The sequence below is a fragment of the Micromonospora sp. IBHARD004 genome (genome assembly GCF_052814115.1).
This window is the reverse complement of record NZ_CP199934.1, coordinates 5,809,405-5,835,041: the sequence shown is the minus strand read 5'-3', so window position 1 is coordinate 5,835,041 and position 25,637 is coordinate 5,809,405. Positions and strand designations below refer to the sequence as shown.

The 25,637-nt window shown below is 72.5% G+C and carries 23 protein-coding genes and 2 tRNA genes; 14 read left to right on the top strand and 11 right to left on the bottom strand.

From position 1 onward, the window contains the following. From ACTWO6_RS28370 to ACTWO6_RS28360, 3 genes are read right to left on the bottom strand one after another with little or no spacing between them, the layout of a single operon-like run. Positions 1–885: an ABC transporter permease gene (locus ACTWO6_RS28370; protein ID WP_446216785.1), complete on the bottom strand. Its 885-nt coding sequence runs from the start codon at positions 883–885 to the stop codon at positions 1–3. Further along, positions 875–1,651: an ABC transporter ATP-binding protein gene (locus ACTWO6_RS28365; protein ID WP_446216784.1), complete on the bottom strand. Its 777-nt coding sequence runs from the start codon at positions 1,649–1,651 to the stop codon at positions 875–877. Before ACTWO6_RS28365 ends, ACTWO6_RS28370 begins: the two co-directional genes overlap by 11 nt. Next, positions 1,648–2,712 carry an ABC transporter substrate-binding protein gene (locus ACTWO6_RS28360; RefSeq protein WP_446216783.1) on the bottom strand — a complete coding sequence of 355 codons (1,065 nt, stop codon included), beginning with the start codon at positions 2,710–2,712 and terminating at the stop codon, positions 1,648–1,650. Before ACTWO6_RS28360 ends, ACTWO6_RS28365 begins: the two co-directional genes overlap by 4 nt. Positions 2,713–2,975: 263 nt before the next feature. Here ACTWO6_RS28360 and ACTWO6_RS28355 point away from each other — a divergent pair, with 263 nt between their 5' ends. Genes ACTWO6_RS28355 through nudC form a run of 3 tightly spaced genes read left to right on the top strand, consistent with a single transcriptional unit; the run spans position 2,976 to position 6,624 of the window. After that, positions 2,976–4,286, top strand: coding sequence for a M16 family metallopeptidase (locus tag ACTWO6_RS28355; protein ID WP_446216782.1), 1,311 nt, complete (start codon positions 2,976–2,978; stop codon positions 4,284–4,286). A 56-nt stretch (positions 4,287–4,342) separates the two neighbouring features. After that, positions 4,343–5,680: a M16 family metallopeptidase gene (locus ACTWO6_RS28350; protein ID WP_446216781.1), complete on the top strand. Its 1,338-nt coding sequence runs from the start codon at positions 4,343–4,345 to the stop codon at positions 5,678–5,680. Further along, the gene (gene nudC / locus ACTWO6_RS28345; RefSeq protein WP_446216780.1) at positions 5,677–6,624 is read left to right on the top strand and encodes an NAD(+) diphosphatase; all 948 of its coding nucleotides are present in this window, start codon (positions 5,677–5,679) and stop codon (positions 6,622–6,624) included. Before ACTWO6_RS28350 ends, nudC begins: the two co-directional genes overlap by 4 nt. Before the next feature lie 192 nt (positions 6,625–6,816). Here nudC and ACTWO6_RS28340 read toward each other — a convergent pair whose 3' ends face one another. The 4 genes from ACTWO6_RS28340 to ACTWO6_RS28325 all read right to left on the bottom strand — a co-directional run bounded on the left by ACTWO6_RS28340 (position 6,817) and on the right by ACTWO6_RS28325 (position 9,341). After that, positions 6,817–7,086, bottom strand: coding sequence for a hypothetical protein (locus ACTWO6_RS28340; protein ID WP_446216779.1), 270 nt, complete (start codon positions 7,084–7,086; stop codon positions 6,817–6,819). Between the two features lie 217 nt (positions 7,087–7,303). Then, positions 7,304–7,543 (bottom strand): DUF397 domain-containing protein, encoded by a 240-nt coding sequence (locus ACTWO6_RS28335; RefSeq protein WP_446216778.1) that lies wholly within the window; start codon positions 7,541–7,543, stop codon positions 7,304–7,306. Positions 7,544–7,620: 77 nt separating this feature from the next. Next, a complete protein-coding gene (locus ACTWO6_RS28330; RefSeq protein ID WP_446216777.1) occupies positions 7,621–8,604 on the bottom strand; it encodes a helix-turn-helix domain-containing protein in 984 nt (327 codons plus the stop codon). A 494-nt stretch (positions 8,605–9,098) separates the two neighbouring features. Next, positions 9,099–9,341: a mycoredoxin gene (locus ACTWO6_RS28325; protein ID WP_446216776.1), complete on the bottom strand. Its 243-nt coding sequence runs from the start codon at positions 9,339–9,341 to the stop codon at positions 9,099–9,101. Positions 9,342–9,431: 90 nt separating this feature from the next. On the opposite strand from ACTWO6_RS28325, the gene ACTWO6_RS28320 reads away from it, so the two are divergent. The 3 genes from ACTWO6_RS28320 to ACTWO6_RS28310 all read left to right on the top strand — a co-directional run bounded on the left by ACTWO6_RS28320 (position 9,432) and on the right by ACTWO6_RS28310 (position 12,474). Continuing rightward, on the top strand, positions 9,432–11,591 hold the full coding sequence (locus ACTWO6_RS28320; RefSeq protein WP_446216775.1) for an ATP-dependent DNA helicase UvrD2: 2,160 nt from the start codon (positions 9,432–9,434) through the stop codon (positions 11,589–11,591). A gap of 158 nt (positions 11,592–11,749) precedes the next feature. Continuing rightward, entirely contained in the window at positions 11,750–11,977 is a 228-nt protein-coding gene (locus tag ACTWO6_RS28315; protein ID WP_207232715.1) for a hypothetical protein, read from the top strand. Positions 11,978–12,108: 131 nt separating this feature from the next. After that, positions 12,109–12,474 (top strand): WhiB family transcriptional regulator, encoded by a 366-nt coding sequence (locus tag ACTWO6_RS28310; RefSeq protein ID WP_350682265.1) that lies wholly within the window; start codon positions 12,109–12,111, stop codon positions 12,472–12,474. Positions 12,475–12,777: 303 nt separating this feature from the next. Here the strand turns inward: ACTWO6_RS28310 and ACTWO6_RS28305 are convergent, their stop codons facing one another. The 3 genes from ACTWO6_RS28305 to ACTWO6_RS28295 form a co-directional block, all read right to left on the bottom strand. After that, positions 12,778–14,124: an ABC1 kinase family protein gene (locus ACTWO6_RS28305; RefSeq protein ID WP_446216774.1), complete on the bottom strand. Its 1,347-nt coding sequence runs from the start codon at positions 14,122–14,124 to the stop codon at positions 12,778–12,780. Then, a complete protein-coding gene (locus tag ACTWO6_RS28300) occupies positions 14,121–15,248 on the bottom strand; it encodes a TOMM precursor leader peptide-binding protein (RefSeq protein ID WP_446216773.1) in 1,128 nt (375 codons plus the stop codon). Before ACTWO6_RS28300 ends, ACTWO6_RS28305 begins: the two co-directional genes overlap by 4 nt. Positions 15,249–15,453: 205 nt before the next feature. Next, a complete protein-coding gene (locus ACTWO6_RS28295) occupies positions 15,454–15,621 on the bottom strand; it encodes a DUF5679 domain-containing protein (protein WP_396856698.1) in 168 nt (55 codons plus the stop codon). Positions 15,622–16,146: 525 nt separating this feature from the next. Between ACTWO6_RS28295 and ACTWO6_RS28290 the strand changes: the two genes are divergently transcribed. After that, positions 16,147–16,677, top strand: a complete 531-nt coding sequence (locus ACTWO6_RS28290; protein WP_130339731.1) for a M48 metallopeptidase family protein — start codon at positions 16,147–16,149, stop codon at positions 16,675–16,677. A gap of 124 nt (positions 16,678–16,801) precedes the next feature. Next, positions 16,802–17,428, top strand: coding sequence for a hypothetical protein (locus ACTWO6_RS28285; protein ID WP_446216772.1), 627 nt, complete (start codon positions 16,802–16,804; stop codon positions 17,426–17,428). Between the two features lie 141 nt (positions 17,429–17,569). Here the strand turns inward: ACTWO6_RS28285 and ACTWO6_RS28280 are convergent, their stop codons facing one another. Next, on the bottom strand, positions 17,570–18,802 hold the full coding sequence (locus ACTWO6_RS28280) for a zinc-dependent metalloprotease (protein ID WP_446220802.1): 1,233 nt from the start codon (positions 18,800–18,802) through the stop codon (positions 17,570–17,572). Positions 18,803–18,986: 184 nt separating this feature from the next. On the opposite strand from ACTWO6_RS28280, the gene ACTWO6_RS28275 reads away from it, so the two are divergent. The 6 genes from ACTWO6_RS28275 to ACTWO6_RS28250 all read left to right on the top strand — a co-directional run bounded on the left by ACTWO6_RS28275 (position 18,987) and on the right by ACTWO6_RS28250 (position 25,621). Beyond that, complete coding sequence (locus ACTWO6_RS28275) at positions 18,987–20,000, top strand: YlbL family protein (protein WP_446216771.1); 1,014 nt, start codon at positions 18,987–18,989, stop codon at positions 19,998–20,000. 124 nt (positions 20,001–20,124) lie between these two features. Further along, entirely contained in the window at positions 20,125–23,103 is a 2,979-nt protein-coding gene (locus ACTWO6_RS28270) for a UPF0182 family membrane protein (RefSeq protein WP_446216770.1), read from the top strand. Positions 23,104–23,269: 166 nt separating this feature from the next. Further along, positions 23,270–23,346, top strand: a tRNA-Met gene (locus ACTWO6_RS28265). A gap of 132 nt (positions 23,347–23,478) precedes the next feature. Continuing rightward, positions 23,479–23,552, top strand: a tRNA-Met gene (locus tag ACTWO6_RS28260). Positions 23,553–23,690: 138 nt separating this feature from the next. After that, entirely contained in the window at positions 23,691–24,296 is a 606-nt protein-coding gene (locus ACTWO6_RS28255; RefSeq protein WP_446216769.1) for an ArsR/SmtB family transcription factor, read from the top strand. A gap of 20 nt (positions 24,297–24,316) precedes the next feature. Then, positions 24,317–25,621, top strand: a complete 1,305-nt coding sequence (locus tag ACTWO6_RS28250) for an MFS transporter (RefSeq protein ID WP_446216768.1) — start codon at positions 24,317–24,319, stop codon at positions 25,619–25,621. Positions 25,622–25,637 lie beyond the last annotated feature (16 nt).

Here is a 25,637-nt window from a genome sequence, read left to right as displayed (position 1 = left end):
TCAGTTACCGGCCTGGTCCAGCACGCCCCACCGGCGCCGGATCGCCTTGTCGGCGGCGCCGAACGCGGCGTCCACCAGGATGCCCACCACAAGGATGACGATCATGATGGCCATCAGCCGGGGCGCCTCGTTGAGCTCCCGGGCGTAGGTGAGCTGGGCGCCGATGGAGGTCTTCTCGGCGATGACCACCAGCAGCTCGCCGGCCATCAGGCTGCGCCAGGCGAACGCCCAGCCCTGCTTGAGCCCGGCCACGATGGCCGGCAGCGCGGCGGGCGCGATGACGTACCGGTAGAGGTTCAGTCCCCGGGCGCCGATGTTGCGGCCGGCCCGGATCAGCAGCGGCGGCACGTAGTCGACGCCGTGGATGACGCCGTTGGCGACCGACGGGGCCGCGCCGAGCACCACCACGAAGAAGATCGCCTGCTCGGTGAGCTGGAAGAGCAGGATCGCCAGCGGGAACCAGGCGATCGACGGCATGGTCTGCAGCGCGGTGATCATCGAGCCGAGCGCGGCCCGGAGCACCTTCACCCGGGCCACGCCCAGGCCGAGCACCAGCCCGACGGCGACCGCGGCGGCGAACCCGACGGCGGCCCGCCGGGCGGTGGTGGCGAGGCCGTCCCAGAGCGCGGCGCTGACCAGGTAGTGGCCCAGGTCCGCGAAGACCACGGTCGGCCCGGGGAACGCCCACGGGTCCTTCCAGCCGGTCCAGACCACGGCCTGCCAGAGGCCGATGGTCAGTGCGAGGGCGGCGAGCTTGGGCCAGGTCGCGGACCAGAACCGGCGCAGCCGGGACGGTCCCTTCTCCCGGCCGGCGATCTCCAGCGCGTCCAGCCCGGAGATCTCCGCGTCGGTACGCGGCGTGCCGGCGAGCGTGTCACTGGCCATGACGGCCCACCTCCGTACGCAGCCGGTCGGTGACCTCGGCGGCGATGGACGCGATCTCCGGGGAGTCGATCCGCCGCGGCCGGGGCACGTCGACCCGGGTGGAGTAGATGATCCGGCCGGGCCGGCTGGAGAGCAGGATGATCCGGTCGGCGAGGCGGGCCGCCTCGCGGACGTTGTGGGTCACGAAGAGCACGGTGAGCTTCCGCTCGGACCAGATCCGCTCCAGCTCGTCGTGGAGGATGTCCCGGGTCATCGCGTCGAGCGCGCCGAACGGCTCGTCCATCAGCAGCACCGGGGTGTCCAGGGCGAGGGTGCGGGCCAGCGCGACCCGCTGCCGCATGCCGCCGGAGAGCTGGTGCGGCCGCTTGCGGCCGAAGTCGGCCAGGTGGACCGTGCGCAGCAGCGCGGCGACCTTCGCCCGGCGTTCGGCCCGGGGCAGCCCGCGCAGCTTCAGCGGCACCTCGAGGTTGGCCTCGACGGTGAGCCAGGGGAAGAGGGCCGGCTCCTGGAACATCAGGCCGGGGTTGACCCCTTCGCCGAGGTCGATCCGCCCGCCGCTGGTCCGGTCCAGGCCGGCGACCAGGTTGAGCAGCGTGCTCTTGCCGCAGCCGGAGGCGCCGACCAGGCAGACGAATTCGCCGGGGGCGACGTCCAGCGACACCCTGTCCAGGGCCAGGACGGCGTTCTCGCCCTGGCCGTACACCTTGGTCACGCCCCGCAGCGCGACCGAGCCGGTCGCGCTGCGGGGCGTCGTGGTCGACGTCACGGCTGGGTGACCTCGGGCTCGCCCTGCGCCTTGAGCACCTCGTTGAGGAACTTCAGGTCGTAGAGGCCGTTCAGGTCCACCGGCTGGGTGAGCTCGACGGCGACCGCGTGGTCCAGGCCGGTCTTCAGCGACGACGCGATCGGGTCGTTGGTGAACTCCAGGGTCGGCCACGCCTGCTTGATCAGCTTGACGTCCAGCGGCTTGCCGGTGATCTTGCCGATGTGGGCGGAGACGGCCTGCTGCGCCTCGTCCGGCTTGCTGTTGACGAACTCGTTCGCCGCGACCTGCCCCTCGACCAGCTTCTTCACCACGTCGGGGTGGGCCTTGAGGAACTTGGTGCTGACGATCAGGTTGGTGATGACGAACTTCTTGTCCGGCCAGAGGTCGCGCTCGTCGACCAGGACCTTGCCGCCGGCGTTGACCAGCCGGGAGACGTACGGCTCCGGCACCCAGGCGCCGTCGATCGCGCCGCTGGCGAAGGTGTCCACCGTCTGCGCGTTCTCCTGCGGGACGACCTTGACGTCGCCGCCGCCCTCCTTGGTGGTCTTGAGGCCCTTCTCCTTGAGCCAGTAGCGCAGCGCCACGTCCTGGGTGTTGCCGAGCTGCGGGGTGGCGATCTTCTTGCCGCGCAGCTGCTCGACCGTGGTGATCTCCGGCTTGACCACCAGGGCCACGCCGCCGGAGGCGGCGCCGGAGACGACCCGGACCGCCTCGCCCTTGGACTTGGAGAAGGCGTTCACGGTCGGGTTCGGACCGATGTACGTCGCGTCGAGCGCGCCGGAGAAGATCGCTTCGATGGCGGCGGGGCCGGCGTTGAAGGTCTTCGTCTCCAGCGTGACGCCGCTGCCGAGCTTCTCGGCGAAGATGCCCTTCTCCACGCCGACCACGGCGGGGGCGTGGGTGATGTTGGGGAAGTAGCCGAGGCGCAGCGTCACCGGGCCGGACTTGCCGGCGGCGTCGTCGGTGTCGTCGCCGCACGCGGCGGTGGTGCCCAGGGTGGCCACGCCGACGACGGCGAGCGTGGCGAGGGAGACCAGCCGACGGAAGGGGAGCCGTCTCATCGTCTATCCAATCCGCAGTATTCCTACTTAGTTGGTAGGAAGAGTGGGGCAGCCCGTGGCCGGCGTCAAGACCCATCCACGATCCGGGACACCCCGTCCCAGCATTCTCGGCAATTCCCACCCGTTAGGTGGACTTCGCGGAGCCGGTCGGGCCACCGGCGGGACCGCCGTCCGGGCCGCCGCCGGAATCCGCCGGGCGCGCCGCCCACCGCTGCCCGGAGGAGCCGGGGTACGCGGGGTGCCGACGCGCTAGTGTCGATCTCGTGCCGACGCGGAGAGCGAAGATTCCAGCGACGAAGTACCCGGTCGAGCGGTTCACCCTCGACAACGGCCTGCGGGTGGTGCTCACCCCCGACCGCAGCGCCCCGGTGATCGGGGTGGCGGTGGTCTACGACGTCGGCATCCGCTCCGAACCAGAGGGACGCACGGGCTTCGCCCACCTCTTCGAGCACCTGATGTTCCAGGGCTCGGAGAACCTGGAGAAGCTGGCCCACTTCCGGCACGTGCAGGGCGCCGGGGGCACCTTCAACGGCTCCACCCACCTGGACTACACCGACTACTTCGAGACCCTGCCGAGCAACGCGCTCGAGCGTGCGCTCTTCCTAGAGGCCGACCGGATGCGCGGCCCCCGGCTGACCGAGGAGAACCTGCGCAACCAGGTCGACGTGGTCAAGGAGGAGATCCGGGTCAACGTGCTCAACCGGCCGTACGGCGGGTTCCCCTGGCTGACCCTCCCGCCGGTCATGTTCGACACCTTCCCCAACGCGCACGACGGGTACGGCTCCTTCGTCGACCTGGAGTCGGCCACCGTCGCCGACGCGGCCGACTTCTTCCGCCGCTACTACGCCAGCGGTAACGCGGTGCTGGCGGTCAGCGGGGACGTCGACGTGGCCGAGGCGACCGAGCTGATCCAGCGGCACTTCGGGGACGTGCCGGACCGGCCAGCGCCGCAGCGCCCCGACTTCACCGAGCCCGACCTGACCGCCGAGCGGCGCGCGTCGTACACCGACCAGCTGGCCCCGCTGCCGGCGGTGGCCGGGGCCTGGCGGGTGCCCGACCCGGTGATCGACTTCGCCGGCTACCTGCCGTACGTGGTGCTGGCCGAGGTGCTCACCGACGGGGACGCGTCCCGGCTGGTCGAGCGGCTGGTCCAGCGGGACCGGACGGTGAGCAGCCTCGGCGGGTACCTCGGCTTCATGGGCGACCCGTTCGACGTGCGCGACCCCAACGCCCTGCTGCTCCAGGCGCACCTGCCGCCCGGCGGCGACGTGGACAAGGTGCTGCGCACCATCGACGAGGAGCTGGACCGGCTGGCCACCGACGGGCTGACCGAGGGCGAGCTGGCCCGGACCCAGGCGCGCATGGCCACCCACCTGCTGCGGGACACCGACGCGGTGCTCGGCCGGGCGCTGCGGATGGCCGTGCTGGAGCAGCAGCGCGGCGAGCCGGGCCTGCTCAACGAGCTGCCCCGGCTGGTCGGCGAGGTCACCGAGGAGCAGGTCCGCGCCGCCGCCGCCACCCTGCGGCCGGAGCGCCGCGCGTCCATCGAGGTCATCGCCGGAGGTGCCAGGTGAGCGCGAGGAGTGAGCCGGGTTTGCGAGCCCCGCAGTCGCGAACGAAGAAGGGCCAGGTGACGGCAACCGTGGAGACCGGGACGCGGCCGCTGCCGCCGCTCGGCCCCAACCGCAGGCTCAAGCTGCCGAAGCAGGCCGAGCGCACGCTCGCCAACGGGCTCACCGTGATCGCCGTACGCCGGCCGGCGGTGCCCCTGGTGGAGCTGCGCCTCTGGATGCCGTTCGGGCGCACCCACCTGGCCCGCGGCGCGATGCTCGCGCAGACCATCCTCTCCGGCACGGAGACCTACACCGCGAACCAGATCGCCGCCGAGCTGCAGAAGGTCGGTGGCGGGCTCTCCGCCGGGGTCGACCCGGACCGGCTGATGCTCTCCGGGGCCGGCCTGGTCACCGGGCTGGACCGGATGCTGGAGATCCTCGCCGACGTGCTGACCGGGGCGATCTATCCGGCCGAGTGGGTCGGCACCGAGCGGGACCGGCTGGTCGACCGGATCCAGGTGGCGCAGAGCCAGCCCGCGCACCTGGCCCGCACCGCGCTGCTCAAGCGGGTCTACGGCCGGCACCCGTACGCGATCCAGACCCCCGAACCCGACCAGGTCCGCGCGGTCCGCCCGCCGGTGCTGCGGAAGCTGCACGCCGATCGGGTGCACCCGGCCGGCGCGGTGCTGGTGCTGGTCGGTGACGTGCAGCCGGAGCGCGCGCTGGACGCCGCCGAGCAGGCCCTCGCCGGCTGGCGCGGGGACGGGCACGTCGCCGAGCTGCCGCCCGCCCCGCCGCTGGAGCCCGGCCCGCTGCTGCTGGTCGACCGGCCCGGCTCGGTGCAGTCGTCGCTGCGGATCGCGCTGCCGGCGGTCCCGCGCACCCACCCCGACCACGCCGCCCTGCAACTGGCCAACCTGGTCTTCGGCGGCTACTTCTCCTCCCGCTGGGTGGAGAACATCCGCGAGGACAAGGGCTACACCTACGGCCCGCACTCGCTGGTCGAACACTCGGTGGCCGGGTCGGTGCTGGTCGCCGCCGCCGAGGTGGCCACCGAGGTCACCGCACCGGCGCTGCTGGAGACGACGTACGAGCTGGGCCGGCTGGCGTCCCTGCCGGTGAAGCCGGAGGAGCTGGAGCAGGCCCGCCAGTACGCCCTCGGCACGCTCCAGCTCGGCATGTCCACGCAGGCCGGGCTCGCCTCGCTGACCAGCGCGTACGCCGGCAACGGGCTGCGCCTGGACTTCCTCGCCGAGCACGCCGCCCGGTTGGCGAAGGCGACCGTCGATGACGTCGTCGAGGCCGGGGCGCGCTACCTGGCCCCGGCGAAGGCGGTCACGGTCGTGCTCGGCGACGCCGACCGGGTCGCCGGGCCGCTATCCGCCCTGGCCCCGGTGCGGACGGAGCCGGCGTGACCGGTGAGGCCGCCCCGCCGCTGGCCCGGTCCACGCTGGACCGGGCGGCGCACCGGCGGGCCGACCCGGGCTGGCTCGCCGAGGCGTGGGAGCGGGCACGGGTGCTGGTGCTGGACTCGGCCGCCGACGGCCGGGCGCTGGTCCGTGGCGAGGCGGCCCCGCCGGAGCTGGTGCTGCTCGGCTCCGCCGAGCTGCCCGCGGTGCCCCGGTCGGTGCCGATGTTCCTCGGCGTCGACCCGGACGGGGTGCCGGTCTTCGCGGTGGACGCGCCGTTGCCGAAGCTGCCCGGCGCCCGGGCGGTCAACCTGCGCGAGGTGGGCCATCTGCTCGTCGACCGGGACGCCGGCATCTTCACCACCGCGCTGGCGCTGCTGAACTGGCACATCCGGCACGGCTACTCGTCCTCCACCGGGCATCCGACGCAGGTGGACGAGGCCGGCTGGTCGCGGATCGACCCGGACGGCGGTCGGGTCTGGCCGCGTACCGACCCGGCGATGATCGTGCTGGTGCACGACGGGGTGGACGGGCCGGAAGGGCGCTGCCTGCTCGGCAACAACGCCACCTGGCCGAGCACGCCCGGTCAGCGTCGCTTCTCCTGCCTCGCCGGCTACGTCGAGCCGGGGGAGTCGGCGGAGGCCGCCGTGCTGCGCGAGGTCCGCGAGGAGGTCGGCGTCGGGGTCGAGGAGATCGGGTACGCGGGCAGCCAGTCCTGGCCGTTCCCGGGCTCGCTGATGCTCGGCTTCCTGGCCCGCGCCGACGCCGACGAGCCGGTACGCGTCGACCCGGCGGAGATCGCCCACGCCCGCTGGTTCACCCGCCGGGAGATCGGCGCCGCCCTGGCCGGGCGTCCGGTCGACGTGGGCGAGGGGAACCGGCTGGTCCTTCCGCCGCCCTCCTCGATCGCGCTCTTCCTGATCCACCGCTGGCTCGACGGCCACTGCTGACCCGCCCGGTCCTCACCGCTCGGAAACCGCCACGTCGCCGAGCCGGAGCCGATCTGGTCGGACCGGGACGCGGTCCCGGCCCGTGACCGTCGTTGCCGCGAGGGTCACGGGCCGGAAACGGGCCGTCGTGGTCGGCTGGGGCAAGGAAACGGCGGGGGAAGCCGGTCCGGCCACGACGGACGTCAGGTGGGGTCAGGCGCGATCCCAGCGGTACGGGGGCCTGGGTTCCGGGTCGGAGATCGGGAGCACCTTGACCCGCTGCCGGCCGGAGCGGACCGCGCCCACCGTGGCGAGGGCCCGGGCCAGCACGAGCGCGGCCTCGCGGTCCTCGGCGTGCACGACCTGGCGGCGTGGCTCGGGCGTGGTGGTCTCGTCCCGCAGCCGGCCACCGCCGGCCCAGGCGGCCGCGATGTCGTTGTCCGCGGCGGCGCGGATGTCGGTGCGAACGATCAGGAACCGCATGGGTGTCCCCCGGACGGATCGCGGACGAGCGAGCACGGGATGGAACTTCCACGTCACTCTTTCGACATGTTACGCCGGGTGGTCGTCCCAGCAAGTGAAACCCGGCTATCGCCCCGGGCGTAGACCGATCGGGGGACCCCTGCTCAGGACGGTTGTCGGGGGTGGACAGCGAGAGGGCCGCCGGCAGCACGCCGACGGCCCCCTCGTCCTCGCCGGATCAGTTCAGATCGAACTGGCCGTTCTTCGCGCCGGCGATGAAGCCGAGCCAGCCGGCCCGGTTGAACAGCAGCACCGGGCCGCTGCGGTCCTTGCTGTCCCGCAGCGCGACCGCGGTCGGTCCCGTCCCCAGCGGTGCGACCTCCACGCAGTTGGAGGTCTGGCTGCGGGTGCTGGTGCGCCAGGGCGCGCCGGCGAGCTGCTGGGCGAGGCCGGACGGGCTGTTGCCGATCTCATTCATGGCTCTGCTCCTGCTCTGGAGTGCTCCGATGGGGGCGAGTGACGCCGCAGGCCGGACGGACCCGTCCCCTCGTCGGGTCACCGGTCCGTCGTCAGGCGCCCCGACTCACGACGGCGCTGGACCGGCGCCGTTGTCGGCCCGAACGCCACCGTGGACTCGGGTGCCGTGTCGCTCAGCCGCCCCGTCGCCTCGATGAGCCAGGAGAGGGTGTCCGATGCGGAGAGCGCCGCCGAGCATAGCCACTCGAACGCCACTTTATAGCGATTTAGGGCGTTTACCTCGGTTGACATGACGTCGGTGAAGCCACCTTCGATCGCGAGCGTCTCCGGATCGAGCGGATCGGCGAACCGGTAGACCGAGAAGGCGGTCGGCGGGAGGTACCAGTCGGCGATCCGGGTGTCCCGCAGCAGCAGGTGCAGCGTGACGTTCGGCAGCATGGCCAGCTCGCAGAGGTGCAGGATCTGCTCGTGCAGCACCTCGGGCGGGCCGGCGCGCCGGCCGAGGGCCGCGTCCTCCAGCACCGCCGTGTAGCGGGGCGCGTCGGGGGAGCGGGTCAGCAACGACTGCCGGGCCTGCCGGGCGCGTACCTCGGTCTCCGGGTCCTCGCCGGTCTCCGGGTCGCCGGCCTCCTCGGCGACCTGGGCAGCGGAGATGATCCGGTGCCGGGCGTACCCCGGGGTCTGCAGCAGCCCGGGCACGATCACCGGGTTGTACTCCGAGATCTCCGCGCAGCCCGCCTCCAGCTCGGCGAAGCCGCGCTGCTGCTGGGTCATCACCGGGAAGTTGCGCAGCCAGCCGCGCATGTCGCCGGCCTCCTGGGCGATCCCCAGCAGCTCCTCGTGCAGTTCGCCGGCGGCCCCGTAGAGGACCAGCAGGTCCCGGACGTCGTCCGGGTCCGGGCGGCTGCGGCCGTTCTCCAGTCGGGACAACTTGGACGCGGAGGCCCAGCCGATCCGCTCGATGACCTGGTCCCCGGTGAGACCAGCCGCCTCGCGCAGCCGGCGCAGTTCGGTGCCGAGCCTGCGCCGGCGCAGGATCGGGCTCGGTACGGCAGGAGGCACGGCGTCCTCTTCTCCGTCGACCGCCGCAGGACGCGACGGTAACTGTATGAAATTCGCCCCCCACGGTCAGTATGGACGGCGCGACCGGAGTCGGAGGTTCCGGCGAGGGCGTGTCTCGAGACAAAAAGAGGACTGTGGAGAGGTGCCGGCCGCCCCGTGCTGCTGAGCCCGCTCCTCGCGGTCCGGGACCGGGCCGACGTCCGGATCATCTACGTGGTGGCCGCGCTCTACGCCGTGGCACGGCCGCCGCCTCACCCCACCCCACTCCCAGCCCTCACGTCCCCACACCAAACCCGCATCCCCCGACCCGCCCCCCGACCGCCCCCGACCCCGCCCTCGCGCTCGCCGATGGCGTCGATCATGAAGTTGTTGTCACGACACGCCGAGCTCGCGGGCGACAACTTCATGAGCAACGGGGTGGGGACAGGGCCGGGAGACGGGAAGAGCGGCCGGCCCCGGAGGGGGGCGGCCGCTCTTCCGGCGGTGCGGGGTGGTCAGGCGTTGAGGCTGGCGAGGTGCTGCTTGACCTGGGTGATCGAGGGGTTGGTGAGGGCGCTGCCGTCGGTGAAGCGCAGGGTCGGGACGGTCTGGTTGCCGCCGTTGACCTTCATCACGAACTCCGCGGCCTTCGGGTCCTGCTCGATGTCGACCACCTCGTACCCGATGCCCTCCCGGTCGAGCTGCGACTTCAGCCGGTGGCAGTAGCCGCACCACGTGGTGGAATACATCGTCAACATGATCAGGTCCTCCAAGGGTGGCTCGCGCCCGGTCAGATCAGGCCAGGCTAACCGCTGCAACATCGCCGGCGGCTGGAATGATTCCTGCCTGTGGTGGTTCACTCAGCGGCGGAACGGGTGCTGGCCGGACTCGATCCGGAGCAGCGGTCCGCGGTGACCGCCCCGGCCGGGCCGGTCTGCATCCTGGCCGGCGCGGGCACCGGCAAGACCCGCGCGGTGACCTCCCGGATCGCCCACCGCGGGCTCACCGGGGACATCTCCCCCCGGCACGTGCTCGCGGTCACCTTCACCGCCCGGGCCGCCGCCGAGATGCGAAGCCGTCTCGCCCTCCTCGGGGTGCCGGGTGTGCAGGCACGCACGTTCCATGCCGCGGCCCTGCGCCAGGTGCGCTACTTCGCCCCCCGGCTGCTGGAGGGGCGGGCCATGCCTGAACTGCTGGACAGCAAGGTCCGGGTGGTCACCCTGGCCGCCGCCAAGGTGGGCCTGCGGGCGGACCGGGCCGCCGCCCGGGACCTCGCCGGCGAGATCGAATGGGCGAAGTCGTCCCTGGTCGAGCCCGGCGAGTACGTGGTGGCCGCCGCGAAGGCGCTGCGCGACACCCCGCACGAGCCGGCGAAGGTGGCCGAGGTCTTCGCCGCGTACGAGAAGCTCAAGCGCGGCAACGGCGTGATCGACTTCGAGGACATGCTGCGCGCCGCGGTCTGGGGGATCGAGGAGCACCCCGACGTCGCCGAGCAGGTACGCGGCCAGTACCGGCACTTCGTCGTCGACGAGTACCAGGACGTCAACCCGCTCCAGCAGCGGCTGCTGGAGGCCTGGCTCGGCGGCCGGGACGACCTCACCGTGGTCGGCGACGCCAGCCAGACCATCTACTCGTTCACCGGGGCGACCTCGTCGTACCTGGTCGACTTCCCGCGCCGGCACCGGGGCGCGACGGTGGTCCGGCTGGTCCGCGACTACCGCTCCACCCCCCAGGTGGTCGGGCTGGCCAACGCGGTGATCTCGCAGGCCCGGGGCGCCGAGGCCCGGCTGCGGCTGGAGCTGGTCGGGCAGCGCCCGGCCGGCCCCGAGCCGGAACTGCGGATCTTCACCGACGAGCCGGCCGAGGCCAACGCGGTCGCGGCCCGCTGCCGGGCGCTGGTCGACGGCGGCACCCCGGCCCGGGAGATCGCGGTGCTGTTCCGCACCAACGCGCAGTCCGAGGCGTACGAGAAGGCGCTCACCGAGGCCGAGGTGCCGTACGTGGTGCAGGGGGCGGAGCGCTTCTTCGAGCGGCCCGAGGTACGCCAGGCGATGGTCGCGCTGCGCGCCGCCACCCGTTCGATCCCGGGGGAGACCCCGCTGCCGGCCGCCGTCGTCGAGGGGCTCGCCGCCGTCGGCTGGGCCCCCGACGCCGCCCCGGCCGGCGGCGCGGCCCGGGAGCGCTGGGAGGCGCTCGCCGCGCTGGTCCGGCTCGCCGAGGAGTACGCCGCGACGCCCGAGGTGCTGCCGGTCGGCCAGGCCGCCGCGGTGGAGCGGCCGGCGACGCTCGGCGACTTCAACGACGAGCTCGCCCGCCGGGCCGCCCAGCAGCACGTGCCCACCGTCGACGGGGTGACCCTCGCCTCGCTGCACTCCGCCAAGGGCCTGGAGTGGGACGCGGTCTTCCTGGTCGGTCTCGCCGAGGGCACCCTCCCCACCACGTACGCGAAGACCCCGGAGCAGGTCGAGGAGGAGCGCCGGCTGCTCTACGTCGGGATCACCCGGGCTCGGGAGTGGCTCTGGATGTCGTACGCCGCGGCCCGCTCGCCGGGCGGACGGGCCCGGCGGCCGTCCCGCTTCCTGCCCCAGCTCGACCGCTCGGGCGGCGCCGAGCGGGCCGGCGCCGGCGCGGTCCGGCGGACCGAGCGGCGGCGCAACCAGGTCGTCTCCTGCCGGATCTGCGGCGCGACCCTGCTCGCCGGGGCGGACCGCAAGCTGGGCCGCTGCCCGACCTGCCCGTCGGACATCGACGAGGAGCTCTACGAGCGGCTGCGGGAGTGGCGGCAGCGGGTGGCCGGCGCCCAGAAGGTCCCGGCGTACGTGGTCTTCACCGACGCTACGCTGACCGCGCTGGCCGAGCGGAAGCCGGGCCGCACCGAGGAGCTGATCGCGATCGCCGGGATCGGCCCCCGCAAACTGGGCCTTTACGGCGAGACGGTGCTGGCCCTGGTGGGGGGCGCGGCGGTCGACGACGTCTGCCCGGAGAAAACTTTCGAAATCGAGTCGTAAATTCGTTTGCCCTCGCCCCCGGGCGAGGAATAGCCTCAGGACACACCTTGGGAGCGGCGCTATTCCGGCTGCTCACAGGGGCTGAGTCCATAGTCGGCACGAGGAACGTGAGGGAGGTGGCACCCGTGGAGATTTTCAACTATGAGCGTCCGGCGGTGATGCCGGCTGCCTGCGCTCCGCTGTCGGCTGTCCGGGTGGCCCTTGCCGCTGCGCGACCGTCGGTTCCGCAGGTGCACCAGGTCCAGGTTCAGGCCGAGCTGACCCTGACCGTCGCGCCCACCGGAATCCAGAACCCGGGGACCAGTGGCTTCACGGGCAAGGGCATCGATGGCGCCAAGAAGCGCATGGATGTCCGCGGCGTTCCACCTCGAGGTAGACCGGTCTGATCACCAGACCACCGGCTCACCTCGAGGCCGCGGAACCCGCACACCGGGATCCGCGGCCTCAGTTTTTTGCCCTGCCGAAGTACGTCGGAACTGCGATCCACGAGATCGATGTGAGAGAGAGGTGACCGGGCATGAGTCTGGCGTTGGCCCCGCTCGACGTGAGCGTCGAAGTGGAGGCGAACCTGCCCTGCCGGAAGTTCGACCCCGACCTGTGGTTCTCCGACTCGCCTGCCGAGCTCGAGCTGGCCAAGTCGCTCTGCGGGGACTGCCCGCTGCGCGTCGAGTGCCTCGCCGGTGCGGTGGAGCGGGCCGAGCCCTGGGGCGTCTGGGGCGGCGAGATCTTCGAGCGTGGCGCGGTCGTCCCGCGTAAGCGGCCCCGTGGCCGCCCCCGCAAGGAGGACCTCGCCCGTGACGCCGCTCTGCGGGTCGAGGCCGAGGCGCGACTGGCGGCCAGTGGGCTGTCCGAGTCGCGGAACGCGGTCCGGCTGGCAGCCTGACAATGCACCCGATCCGTACCCAGGCCGGCCGCGAGCCGGTTGTCAGAGAGATGAATCAGATGCTGTACGTACCCAATGGAGCCGTTGAGATGCAACTACTTCACGAAGCGTTGTCCCGGGCCCGAATGCCCCGGCCTCAGGCCGGTCGCACCACCACGAGCACTGAGGCAACCCGTTCCGCCCGCACCGTCGCCATGAGCAGCCGCAACCAGTCGGCTCGCGATCTGGGCGTTCTCTAGTTCGTTCCGATCCGCGGGGGCGGTGGCCGGAGTTCCGGTCACCGCCCCCGCGGCGTTTCGTCGGTCAGGCCACCGGGGCGAAGCCGGGGAGCCAGCGTTCCAGGATCGCCCGGTACGGCGCCTTCGCCTCCAATTGGCAGAGCACCCCGATCGAGCCCAGCGTCACGCGGTGGATCATCAGGTACGACGGGGGCAGGTTGAGCTGCCGGCTGAGCTGGAAGGTGGGGGACCGGGGGCTGGCCAGCCGGGTCGCCTCGGCCCGCAACCAGGCCCGGGTGAACCGGAACTCCTCCTCGGCGATCGGCTCCAGGATCGGACGAAGGAAGTCGAGCACCGCCTCGGCGTCGATCGGCTCGGTGGGGCTGACGAAGCCCTCCTCCCGCAGGCCGGCCACCACCCCTTCCGCGTCGCCGCGGAGCGCCAGCGCGGCGATCCGGCCGATCGGCTCGGGGGTGCCCTCGGGCATCCGGGCAACCGCGCCGAAGTCGATCACGCCGAGCCGGCCGTCCGGCAGCAGCCGGAAGTTGCCCGGGTGCGGGTCGGCGTGCAGCAGCCCGGCCCGCATCGGCGCGGAGAGGTGCAGCACGGCCATCAGCCGCCCCGCCTCGTCGCGCTCCTCCTCGGTGCCCTCCCGGATGATCTGCGACAGCGGCGTCCCCTCGATCCACTCGGTGATCAGGACCCGGGGCGAGGAGTCGAGCACCTCCGGGATGAAGATCTCCGGGTCGTCCGCGTACGCCGTCGCGAAGGCGCGCTGCGACTCGGCCTCCAGCTCGTAGTCCAGCTCCTCGGTGATCCGCTCGCGCAACTCGGCCAGGAGCGGCTTGACGTCCAGCCCGGGCTGGATCGCCCGGAACATCCCGCCCAGCCGGGAGAGCTGCTTGAGGTCGGCGAGCAGGGCGTCGCCGGCGCCCGGGTACTGGATCTTCACCGCCACATCGCGGTGCTTCGGCGCGCCGGCCGGGCCGTACCCGGGATCGCGCCAGACCGCGCGGTGCACCTGGCCGATGCTGGCCGCCGCCGCGGGGGTGTCGTTGAACTCCACGAAGCGGTCCCGCCAGTCCGGGCCGAGCTGCTCGGCGAGCACCTTGTGCACGGTCGCCGCGGGCAGGGGCGGAGCGGCCTCCTGGAGCTTGGTGAGCGCCTGCCGGTAGGGGGCGGCGATCTCCTCCGGCAGGGCCGCCTCGAAGACCGACAGCGCCTGGCCGAACTTCATCGCCCCGCCCTTGAGCTGGCCCAGGACGCTGAACAGCTGCTCCGCGGTGCGCTGCTGGATCTCCGCGGAGATGACGTCGGACGCGAGCCCGGTGACGCGCTTGCCCATCCCGAGGACGGTCCGGCCGGCGAAGCCGAGCGGCAGAGCGGCGAGCTTGGCGGTCCGGGACACGGCCCGGCGCGGGATGTCGGTCACCCGGTCATTGTTACCGACTCGGGGGGCCCGCTGCTGCTACGAAGCCGGGAGCGGGTCGGCTCGAACCGGATCCGGCGACCTCTTGAGCATTCGCAGGACGGATGCGGGGACCACACCCGGCGGCGGAACCGACCGGCGCCGCCGACCTCGACCGCGCAACCGAGGGTCTCAGGGGTGCCGCCGTCGAGGTGGGCCAGCGCCTCCGCCGCCGCGTACGCCACTGCGCCGAGCAGGGTGGTGACGGCGCAGGCCTGGTCCGCGTCGTCGGCCGCGAGCTGGGCGGCGAGCGCCGGCCAGCCCGGGTCCCGGTCGACCCGGTGCAGGTCCAGGCAGTTCAGGCAGGGCCCGACCGGTGGCCGGACCAGCGGGCCGACCAACGGCACGCCGCCACGCAGGCCGACCAGCAGGTGGGGCTGGCGGCGCTGGGCGTACCGGGCGGCGAGCAGGGCGGCCGGCCGGTCCGCGCCGAGCTGGACGACCAGGTCGACCCGGCGGCGTCGGAGCGGCCCGGTCTCCGTGCCCGGCGCGGCGCGCCCGAGCAGGCCGCGCAGCGCAGCGGCCAGCGGCCGGCCCACCTCCGCGGCGGCCAGGCCGGTGCCGACCAGGTCGGCCGGGCGGACCGGGCCGGCCAGGTCGGGATCGAGGTGGCCGACGCCGGCCTGGGCCAGCGCGACGGCGAGCGGGCCTCCGAGCCGGCCGGCGCCGGTGACCAGCACCCGGGCGGCCCGGCGGCGGCGCAGCACCTGGGCGGGCGTGCCCGGCAGCCCGGGCGCGGCCAGCGCCAGTGCCCCGGCCTCGGCGGCGAGCCGGGCCCGCACCGGCCCGGCGAGGTCGCGGGGGAGCAGGGTGTGCGCGGGTACGACCAGCCCGGCGGAGTGCAGCGTGTCGAGCAGGGCGCGGGCCTCGTGGGACGGCACGTCCGCCGTCGCCGCGCGGTCGAGGACGTTGCGTTCGCTGCGGGTGCCGTCCAGCAGGTCGAGTAGGCGGGCGGCCCGGGGGTTGGCCACCTCGAGCAGGACGGCGCGGCCCGGCTCCACCCCGAGTTGCAGGGTGTGCCGGTCCCGCCAGAGGCGGGTCAGCCCCGGCAGCAGGGTGGGACGGGTCAGCGGGGTCGCACGGGTCATGACACGGATGGTGACCGCGTCCGTGCCTTCCCTTTGATCGTTGTCCACAGGTATGCCGGTCCCTGCCCAGGGCTGTCCACAGGGAAACGCCGGTTATCCACAACCGGGCGGTAGTTCTGTCGGCCAGCCGACAGTCCGCTCCGGCCGGGACGTGAAACGGGGGAGGGGTGGCCACCGGCCACCCCTCCCCCGGGACCCGTACGGGTCAGACCTTGGCCTTGCCGAGAATGCGGTTCACTGTTGTCCCGCAGACCGGGCACTTGCCCTTGGCCATGTTCATGCCGGTCTTCGAGACCTCCACGTGCCCCTCGAAGTCCCGCTTCTCCTTGCACTTGACGCAGTAACCGTTGTAGGTCTGGGCCTGCTCGGCCACGGTAGCCTCCTCGTCTCGTCCGCCGGACACGCCGTCCCAGCGGGTTTCCCGGCGGCGGGCCACGGAGGGCGCCGGCGCTGGGTCGTTCTCCGCGGCCACGCTCATGACCGCTGGTTGGCGGACCCTACCCAGGAACGGGCGGTTCCATGTCAGCTGTGCATCGACACTGTGAGGAAGTCGACGTCGAGAGTGTGCATGCCGAATTACGTCGGATAAGTCAGTTTCGCGGGGACACGCCGGGTGAAGGCGCTCAGATCCCCCTTCCGGCGGCCCCCGCGCGGCGCTCCGCCCGATGATCACCTAACGTGAGTGGGGGCCGCCAGGTGACGCGCCGGCTGCCCGACCCGGCCACCACGAAGGGTGACCGGAGGCGACTTCCCGCCCTCCGCAAAGAAATTTTTCAGGACTCCTGGCGACCAACCACCATTTTCCGGGCGCGTGTCGTCGTGTTGACTCTTGCGGACCCCTGGTCAGTACGCATTAGCTTTCCCTCGTGACAGTCATCCGAGGCTGCGCGGGCCAGTGATGGCCGGGACGCGGAAGCCCGTCGTCGAGGTACGGCGCAGTCAGCGCCGGCGACGCACGGTGTCCGCGTACCGCGACGGTGAGCGGGTCGTGGTGCTCATCCCCGACCAGTTCTCCCGCGCCGAGGAGAGCGAGTGGGTCGACCGGATGCTGGCCCGGCTCGCCGCCCGGGAGGGCCGGCTGGCCCGCTCCGACGCGGAGCTGCTCGCCCGCGCCGCCCGGCTGGTCGACCTCTACCTGCCCGACCACCGCGCCGAGACCGCGCCGGCCAGCGTCCGCTGGGTCACCAACCAGAACGGCCGCTGGGGCTCCTGCACCCCGGCCGACCGGACCATCCGCATCTCCCACCGGATCCAGGACATGCCGGACTGGGTGATCGACTACGTGCTTTTGCACGAGCTGACGCACCTGATCGTGCCCAGCCACAACGCCCGGTTCTGGGCCCTGGTCGGCCGCTACCCGAAGACCGAACGGGCCCGCGGCTACCTGGAGGGCGTCGCGGCGGCCTCCGGCGTCCCCCTCTCCGACTGACCCACCCCACCCGACCCGGTCGATCGACTCCACCTCCGCGGGCGGTGTCGGGCTGAGCCAGCTCCGGGGTCTGATGGCGGCGGGCGTGGTGATCGACTCCGGATCGGCGGGCTAGGGTCGGGGCGTGGCTCGACGTGTGGTGGTGGCGTTGCTCGGCCCGGTGGCCTGGACGCCGCCGGGGATCGACCCGACGCGGTGGCGTACCGCGCTCGCCGAGGACGTGGTGGACCTGCTCGCCACGCTCAACGAGGTGGAGACCGCCGTCGCGGTGACGGCCGGCGACCGGTGGCTGGCCGACGCGGTGGTCTGGCCCGACATGGCCGTCCACGAGGTGGCCGCGCCCACGGTCAACGCGGTGTTCGCCGCGCTGGCCGCGCAGGACGGCGGCGTGCGGGCCAGGTACGACCAGGCGGCCGTGGTCGCCGCCGACGCGCCCGACGTGCCCGGGCTGACCCTCGGCAAGCTGCTCCGCCCGCTCACCAGCCGGCCGGTCGCCGTCGCCCCGGTCGAGGGGGCCGGGCCGGGGCTGCTCGGCGTCGCGGCCCGGCTGCCCGTGCCGGAGTGGTTGCCGCCGGTGGACCTGGACACGTCCGTGCCCGCGGACGTGCGGTCCGGCGCCCCGCACCCGGGCGATGTCGCGGTGACCGCCGGCTGGCGACGGCTGCGCGGCCCGGCCGACCTGGGCACGCTCGACCCGGCCTTCGAGGGCTGGGAGGCTACCCGCGCCCTGCTCTCAGGCCAGGCCGGCTGAACACCCACCCTGAGGGCGGCCCCGACGACCCCGGGATCGACAAGGTCCACCCGCGGTGCGGAAGAGAGCGGCCTCCGTGCGTGGGGAGGCCGCTCTCTTCCGCGAGCTGTGTGAATCCTGTGGTGCCTGCGGACGTGCGCGTCAGGACTTGTCGGAGTCGTCGCCCTCGTCGGGGCCGGGCGGGGTCTCCCCGCCCGGCGCCTTCTCCTCGGGACCACCCGGCGCGCTGAAGTCGAAGGACGCCAGCTCGTCGTCGAGGTCGAGGCCGCCGGCGGCGAAGGCCTCCGGGTCGGCGAAGTCGTCGTCGGAGGGGAGCAGGTCCGGGTGGCCCCAGATCGCGTCCCGGCCGGCGATGCCCCGGTGCTCGGTCAGCGCCGCCCAGAGCACCGACGCCTCGCGCAGCCGGCGCGGACGCAGCTCCAGGCCCACCAGGGCGGCGAAGGTCTGCTCGGCCGGCCCGCCGGCGGCCCGGCGGCGGCGGAACGCCTCGCCGAGGCGTACGACGTTGGGCAGCCGCTCGCCGGCGGCGGTGTCGACCACGTGGCAGACCCAGCCCTCGACCAGGGCGAGCACCGTCTCCAGGCGGGCCAGGGAGGCCTTCTGCGCCGGGGTGTCCTCCGGGGTGAAGATGCCCTCCAGGGCGATCGCCTGCATCGACTCCGGGTCGGTCGGGTCGACCCGGCCCATCGCCTCCTCGATCGCCTCCCGGTTGACCCGGATGCCCGCGGCGTAGTTCTCCACGGCGGCGAGGACGTGACCGCGCAGCCACGGCACGTGCTGGAAGAGCCGCTGGTGGGCGGCCTCGCGCAGGGCGACGTAGAGGCGTACCTCGTCCTCGGGCAGCTCCAGGCCCTCGCCGTACGCCCGGATGTTGGCCGGGACGAGCGCGGCCGTGCCGGCCGGGCCGAGCGGCAGGCCGATGTCGCCGGCCGAGAGCACCTCGGCGGCGAGTGAGCCGAGCGCCTGGCCGAGCTGACCGCCGAAGAGGGCGCCGCCCAGCGTGGCCACCATCGACTGCATCGGGCCGAGCTGGGCCCGGGCCTCCGGCGGCACCAGGTCGCCCATCGCGCCGACCATGCGGCTGGCCACCGGGTCGCAGAGCTTGCGCCACACGTCGAGGGTCTTGTAGATCCACTCGTTGCGGTTCCAGGCGACGGATGTCCGGATGCCGGTGGGCCACGAGGTCGCCGGCTCCAGCCAGAGGTCGGCGATGCGCAGCGCCTCCTCCACCGCGTTGCGCTCGAACGGCGAGACCGCCGGGTCGCCCGCGGCGGCGAGTTGGCTGGCGGCCACCTGCCGGGCGAGGTCCCAGTTGACCGGTCCGCTGCCCGGCGCGGAGAGCAGGTGCTGCAACTGCGACATGAACTGCTGCATCTGCGCGGGATCGTTGGGGTCTGGTGGTTGCCCACCCGGGAGCGCGAATCCGAACGGAATATCAGGCACGACATCTACGGTACGCGTGCCCCGCCCCAGGTCGCCGCCGCTGGCGTTGCGCTGAGGGCGAAGTCCCGTGGTCACCGCCCCGGACGCCGCCGGGCGGATCGGTACGCTCTGCCGCATGAGACGTCGCGGCGTGACCGTACTCCTCGGTGCACTGCTCACCGCCCTGCTCAGCGTCGGCGTGCTGAGCGTGCCCATCCCGTACGTGGTGCTCGGTCCCGGTCCGACGGTCAATACGCTCGGCACCTCGGACGGCAAGGAGGTCATCCAGGTCAGCGGGCGGGCGACGTCCACCTCGGCGGGGCAGTTGCGGCTCACCACGGTCGGGGTGCAGCCCACGGTCAAGCTCCGCTCGGCGCTGGCGGGTTGGTTCTCGAAGGACGAGGCGGTGGTGCCCCGCGAGCTGGTCTACCCGCCGGGCGAGTCCCAGGAGGAGGTCGAGAAGCGCAACGCGGAGGACTTCCAGAACTCGCAGACCAGCGCGGAGACCGCGGCGCTGCGGGAGCTGGGCTACCCGATCCAGGTGCTGGTGAAGGGGGTCACCGCGGGCGGCCCGTCGGTCGACGTGCTGAAGCCCGGCGACGTGCTCACCTCGGTCGACGGCCAGCCGGTGACCAGCGCCAGCAGGCTCACCGAGCTGATCCGGGCCAAGCCGGCCGGCACCGCGCTGAAGATCGGCTACCTCCGGGAAGGTGTCGCCGCCACGGCCACCGTGACCAGTCGCGAGCAGGACGGCCGGCCGCGGATCGGGATCGAGATCGACCAGCAGCAGTCGCACCCGTTCACCCTGAAGATCGACCTGGGGGACATCGGCGGGCCGAGCGCCGGGCTGATGTTCGCCCTGGGCATCGTCGACAAGCTGGAACCGGCCGACCTGACCGGCGGGAAGGTCATCGCCGGCACCGGCACCATCGACGACGAGGGCCGGGTCGGCCCGATCGGCGGCATCGCCCAGAAGCTGGTCGGTGCGAAGGACGCCGGCGCCAAGGTCTTCCTGGTGCCGGCGGAGAACTGCGCCGAGGCGGTCCGCAACCCGCAGCCCGACCTGCCGCTGCTCAAGATCGCTTCGCTGGACGACGCGTTGACGGCGTTGGAGACCCTGCGTGCCGGGGGACAGCCGACCCGCTGCTGATTCGCGGCTCACCAGGCCCCCGGCGATCGTGACGTGACCTTGACCCGACGTGTTCAGGAACACCCCGTACTCTGGGTGCCTGGTCGGAGCCGATCACATCGAGCGTGCGGAGCCAACAGTGGTCATGCGTAGCAGCCCCCTGCCGAGGATGAGCCGGCGCGGACGCGTCACCATCGGGGTCCTGATCGGGGTGTTCGTGTTCTTCACCCTGCTCGGGTGGGGGGTCAACGCCTGGACGGACTGGCTCTGGTTCGACGAGGTCCGCTACACCCAGGTCTTCACCGGGGTGCTCGCCACCCGGTTGCTGCTCTTCCTGCTGGTCGGGCTCGGGATGGCGGCCGTCATCGCGGTCAACCTCTGGCTGGCCCACCGGCTGCGGCCGAGGACGCGTCCCCACTCCCTCGAGCAGGCCACCCTGGAGCGGTACCGGATGCTGCTGAGCCCCCGGCTCGGCACCTGGATCGCCCTGGCCTCCGCGGTCATCGGCCTCTTCGCCGGGCTGTCCGCGCAGAGCCGGTGGAGCCAGTGGCTGCTCTTCCGCAACGGCGGGAACTTCGGCGTGAAGGACCCGCAGTTCGGCGTGGACGTCGGGTTCTACGTCTTCCAGCTGCCGTTCCTGCGGTACCTGCTGGGCGTCGGCTTCACCGCGGTGGTGCTGGCCCTGCTCGGCGCGCTGGCCGTGCACTACATCTTCGGCGGGGTCCGGTTGCAGGGCGTCGGGGACCGGATGACCAACGGCGCCCGGGCCCACCTGAGCACGCTGGTCGCCGTCTTCGTCCTGCTCAAGGCCCTCGCGTACGTGCTGGACCAGCGGGCGATGCTGCTGGAGTACAACGAGGGCGCCAAGCTCTACGGCGCCGGCTACGCCGACGTGAACGCGCTGCTGCCGGCGAAGGAGATCCTCGCCTACATCTCCATCGTGGTGGCCATCGCGATCATCGTGTTCTCCAACGCGGTGATGCGGAACCTGGTCTGGCCGGGCATCGCGCTGGCCCTGCTCGGCGTCTCCGCCGTGGCGATCGGCGGCATCTACCCGTGGGCCGTGCAGACGTTCGAGGTGAAGCCGAGCGCCCGGGACAAGGAGGCGCCGTACATCCAGCGGAGCATCGAGGCGACCCGGGCGGCGTACGGGCTGAGCGGGACGAAGAGCACCGGGTACGCGGCGAACAACCTCACCCCGCCGGCCAGCCTGGCCACCGACACCTCGGTGGTGTCGAACGTCCGGCTGCTCGACCCGCAGCTGGTCTCCGAGACGTACACCCAGCTCCAGCAGGTCCGCGGCTTCTACGACTTCGGCCCGAAGCTGGACATCGACCGCTACACCGTGGGCGGCAAGACCGCCGACTACGTGGTCGGCGTCCGCGAGATCAACTACAACGAGCTGACCACGCAGCAGAACAACTGGATCAACCGGCACACCGTCTACACCCACGGTTACGGCCTGGTCGGCGCTCCGGCCAACCAGATCTGCAACGGTCAGCCGTACTTCGTCTCCGGCTTCCTGGGGGAGTCGGCCAAGGAGACGGCGGGCTGCTCCTCGTCGAGCGAGCAGATCCCGGCCCAGCAGCCGCGGATCTACTACGGCGAGCGGATGGAGGCCGACGACTACGCGATCGTCGGGCAGACCGGGGACCGGAACGTCGAGTTCGACCGCCCCACGTCGACCGGCGGCGAGCAGTACTACACCTACAGCGGTGACGGCGGCGTCAAGCTCGACTCGTTCACCCGCCGGCTGCTCTACGCGGTCAAGGAGCAGGAGTCGAACTTCCTGCTCTCCGAGGCGGTCAACGACAACTCGAAGCTGCTCTACGTGCGCAACCCGCGCGACCGGGTGGAGAAGGTCGCCCCGTTCCTCACCCTGGACGGCGACCCGTACCCGGCGGTGGTGAATGGCCGGATCCAGTGGATCGTCGACGGCTACACCACGGCCGCGACCTACCCGTACGCCGAGCGGGTCAACCTCCAGGCGGAGACCACCGACGAGCTGACCGGGCGGGGCACCTTCCAGCTCGCCCGGGAGAACGTCAACTACATCCGCAACTCGGTGAAGGCCACCGTCGACGCGTACGACGGGACCGTGCGGCTGTACCAGTTCGACGACACCGACCCGGTGCTGAAGGCGTGGAACAAGGCGTTCGGCGGTGACCTGGTGCTGCCGAAGTCGGCCATCCCGGCGGAGCTGGCGGAGCACTTCCGCTACCCGGCCGACCTGTTCAAGGTGCAGCGCAACCTGCTCGCCAGGTTCCACGTCACCGACCCCGGCGACTTCTACTCCGGCCAGGACTTCTGGCAGGTGCCGAACGTGCCGGACGCGCCGGACAGTGGCCAGAAGCAGCCGCCGTACTACCTGTTCACCCAGTTCCCCGGGCAGGAGGGGCCGCGCTTCCAGCTCACCTCGGCGGTCACCCCGAACGGGCGGCAGAACCTCGCCGCGCTGATGTCCGGCTCGTACGTGGACGGGCAGCCGAGGCTGGAGGTGCTGGAGCTGCCGGACCAGACCCGGACTGCCGGCCCGGTGCAGGTGCACCAGCAGATGACCAACAACGGTGAGATCCGGCCGCAGCTGAACCTGCTCTCCTCCGGGCAGGCGCAGGTCCAGTACGGCAACCTGCTGTCGCTGCCGTTCGGCGACGGGATGCTCTACGTCGAGCCGGTCTACGTGAAGAGCAACAACCAGGACGCGTTCCCGTCGCTGCAGAAGGTGCTGCTGTCGTACGGCGACGGCGCGTCGTACGTGGCGCTGGCGAACAACCTCGGCGACGGCATCAAGCAGCTCGTGGAGCAGGGCAAACGGGCGGGCCAGGGCGCCCCGCCGCCGACCGGCGGCACCCCGCCGAGCGCTGGCGGCACCCCGCCCGCGCTCACCGGCGCGCTGGCCGACGCCGCCGGCAAGGTGCAGAGCGCCATCGCCGAGGTCAAGGCCGCGCAGGCGTCCGGCGACTTCGAGCGGTACGGGCGGGCGCTGAAGACGCTGGACGAGGCGATGACGGCGTTCCAGGAGGCGCAGGCGGGGGCCAACCCGTCGGCCGCCCCGAGCCCGAGTGGCAGCCCGTCCGCGTCCCCGCCGGGGTCCCCGTCACCGGCGCCCACGCCGAACGGCTGACGCCCGGCTCGACCACGGAGCCCGTGGCCCGAGGACCCGTACCGGTCCCGGCCACGGGCTCTGTCGCATTCCGGACCCTGCGCCCGCAACCCGGCGAGGTGGTGGAACTGACGGCCCGTCCCGTTTTGCGGGCCGGGGGGTCGGTAGGCTACGGTTAACGAAGCGACGCGGGGTGGAGCAGCTCGGTAGCTCGCTGGGCTCATAACCCAGAGGTCGCAGGTTCAAATCCTGTCCCCGCTACCACACCGGAACGGCCCTGAGGATTCCATCCTCGGGGCCGTTCTGCGTTCCCGGTCGATCGTTCTCCCCTGCCGTCGCGGGATGCGGGACCCGCCTGATCTCCGTGGCGGGGATGCGATAGGCTTTGTGAGCCGACGCGGGGTGGAGCAGCTCGGTAGCTCGCTGGGCTCATAACCCAGAGGTCGCAGGTTCAAATCCTGTCCCCGCTACTCATCACGAAGGCCCCGGAGTTCGCTCCGGGGCCTTCGTGGCGTTGTGGCCCTGCCGAGTTCGCTCTCCCGCCCTGCCCGAATCCTCCGGGACGTCGCCGGTTGCCCCGGCAATTCCTGAGAGAGTACTCTCGAGACATGTCTCTCAGAAATGCGGAGGACGGTGCCGGGGGAAACCCGTACGGCGACCTGGAACTCACCGAGCCCACGGCGATGCGCGCGCTGTCCCACCCGGTCCGGCTGGCCATCCTGTCGAGGCTCCAGCGGTACGGCGCGGCGACGGCGACCGAGCTGTCCGAGCACGTCGGCGCCTCCCCCTCGGTCACCAGCTGGCACCTGCGCCACCTCGCGCGGTTCGGTCTGGTGCGGGACAGCGCCGTCGGTGGGGACGCGCGCAAGCGGTACTGGGAGGCGAGCGCCCGGGGCTTCCGCTTCCGGTTCCCGGACGACGAGGAGGGACGAGCCGCCAGCCGGCTGCTGAGCCGGACGCTCTTCCAGCAGTACGACGACCTGCCGCGGCGTTGGATGGCCGAGGACGAACCCCGGCTGGAACCGGAGTGGCGACGCGAGGCGGGACTGTCGAACACCACCGTGCGGCTGACCGAGGCGGAGCTGGCCGCCGTCAACGCCGCGATCGAGCAGGTGCTGGCGCCGTACGTCACCCGCGCCGCGGCCGACCAGCCGTCGGACTCGCGCCACGTGCGGTTCATGCGCTACGTCATGCCCGAGGCGGGAGAGCGGTGAGCGGCGGGACGGAGCGACGCGTGTCGCTGTTCCGCCAGCCCCGCTTCCGGTCGTTCTTCGTCGCGCACACGATCTCCCAGTTCGGTGACCGGATCTCCGAGCTGGCGTTCCCGCTCCTCGCGGTGCTGGTACTCGACGCCACCCCCGCACAGGTGTCGGTGCTGACCGCGCTGGTGTGGCTGCCGAACCTCACCGGGATCTTCCTCGGCGCGTGGGTGGACCGGCGGACGCACAAGAAGCAGCTCCTGGTGGCGGCCGACCTGATCCGCGCGGCGCTGCTGGTGACGGTGCCGGTCGCGTTCGCGTTCGACGCCGGCACGCTGACCCAGCTGTACGCCGTCGCGCTGCTGACCGGCGCCGCGTCGGTGCTGTTCAACACGGGGTACCCCGCGTTCTTCGTCCTGCTGGTGAGCAGGTCCCGCTACATCGACGCCAACAGCGCACTGAGCGCCAGCAGGTCGGTCTCCTTCATCGCCGGGCCCGCCGTCGGCGGCGTGCTGGTGCAGGCGTTGACGGCGCCGGTCGCGCTCCTGGTCGACGCGGTCTCGTTCGTGGCCTCCGCGCTGGGCATCGGTCGGATCCGACTGGACGATGCGGCGCGGCCGGCGGGCGCGGACGATCCCGAGCCGGGCACGTTGTGGCACCGGGCCAGGGAGGGGCTGAGGTTCACGCTCCGGCACCCCGTGCTCCGCGCGAGCCTCGGCTGCACGACGACCGTCAACTACTTCAGCTTCGTCTTCAGCGCCCTGCTCGTGCTCTTCGCCAGCCGTACGCTCGGCCTGCCCTCGGGGCTGCTCGGCCTCGCCCTCGGCGCCGGCGCGGTCGGTGGCCTGCTGGGTGCCGTCGTCGCGCCGCGACTGTCCGCGCGGATCGGCGTCGGGCGCAGCATCGTGGCGGGTGCGGTCATCTTCCCGGCCTCGATCGCCTTCGTCGCCGTCGCGGACGGTCCGCTGTGGGCGCGGGTCGGGCTGCTGGGCGCGGCCGAGTTCTTCTCCGGGCTCGGCGTGATGTTGTTCGACGTCAATCTCAACGCGCTCAACGCCGCCGTGATACCCGACGGCCTGCGCAGTCGGGTGGCCGGCGCGTACTCCACGGTCAACTACGGGGTTCGTCCGCTGGGCGCGCTGACCGGCGGAGCGCTCGGCACCTGGCTCGGTCTCCGTCCCACGCTCTGGATCGCGGCGGTCGGGGGGATCCTGTGTGTGCTGTGGCTGCTGCCCTCGCCGATCCCGAAGGTGCGTTCCCTGGACCACCTGGACCACCCGGACGGCCTCGACGGTCCGCAGCCGGATCTGACGGAGGCCGGGCGCAGCTCAGGGCGGTGACGAGTCGGGCGTCCAC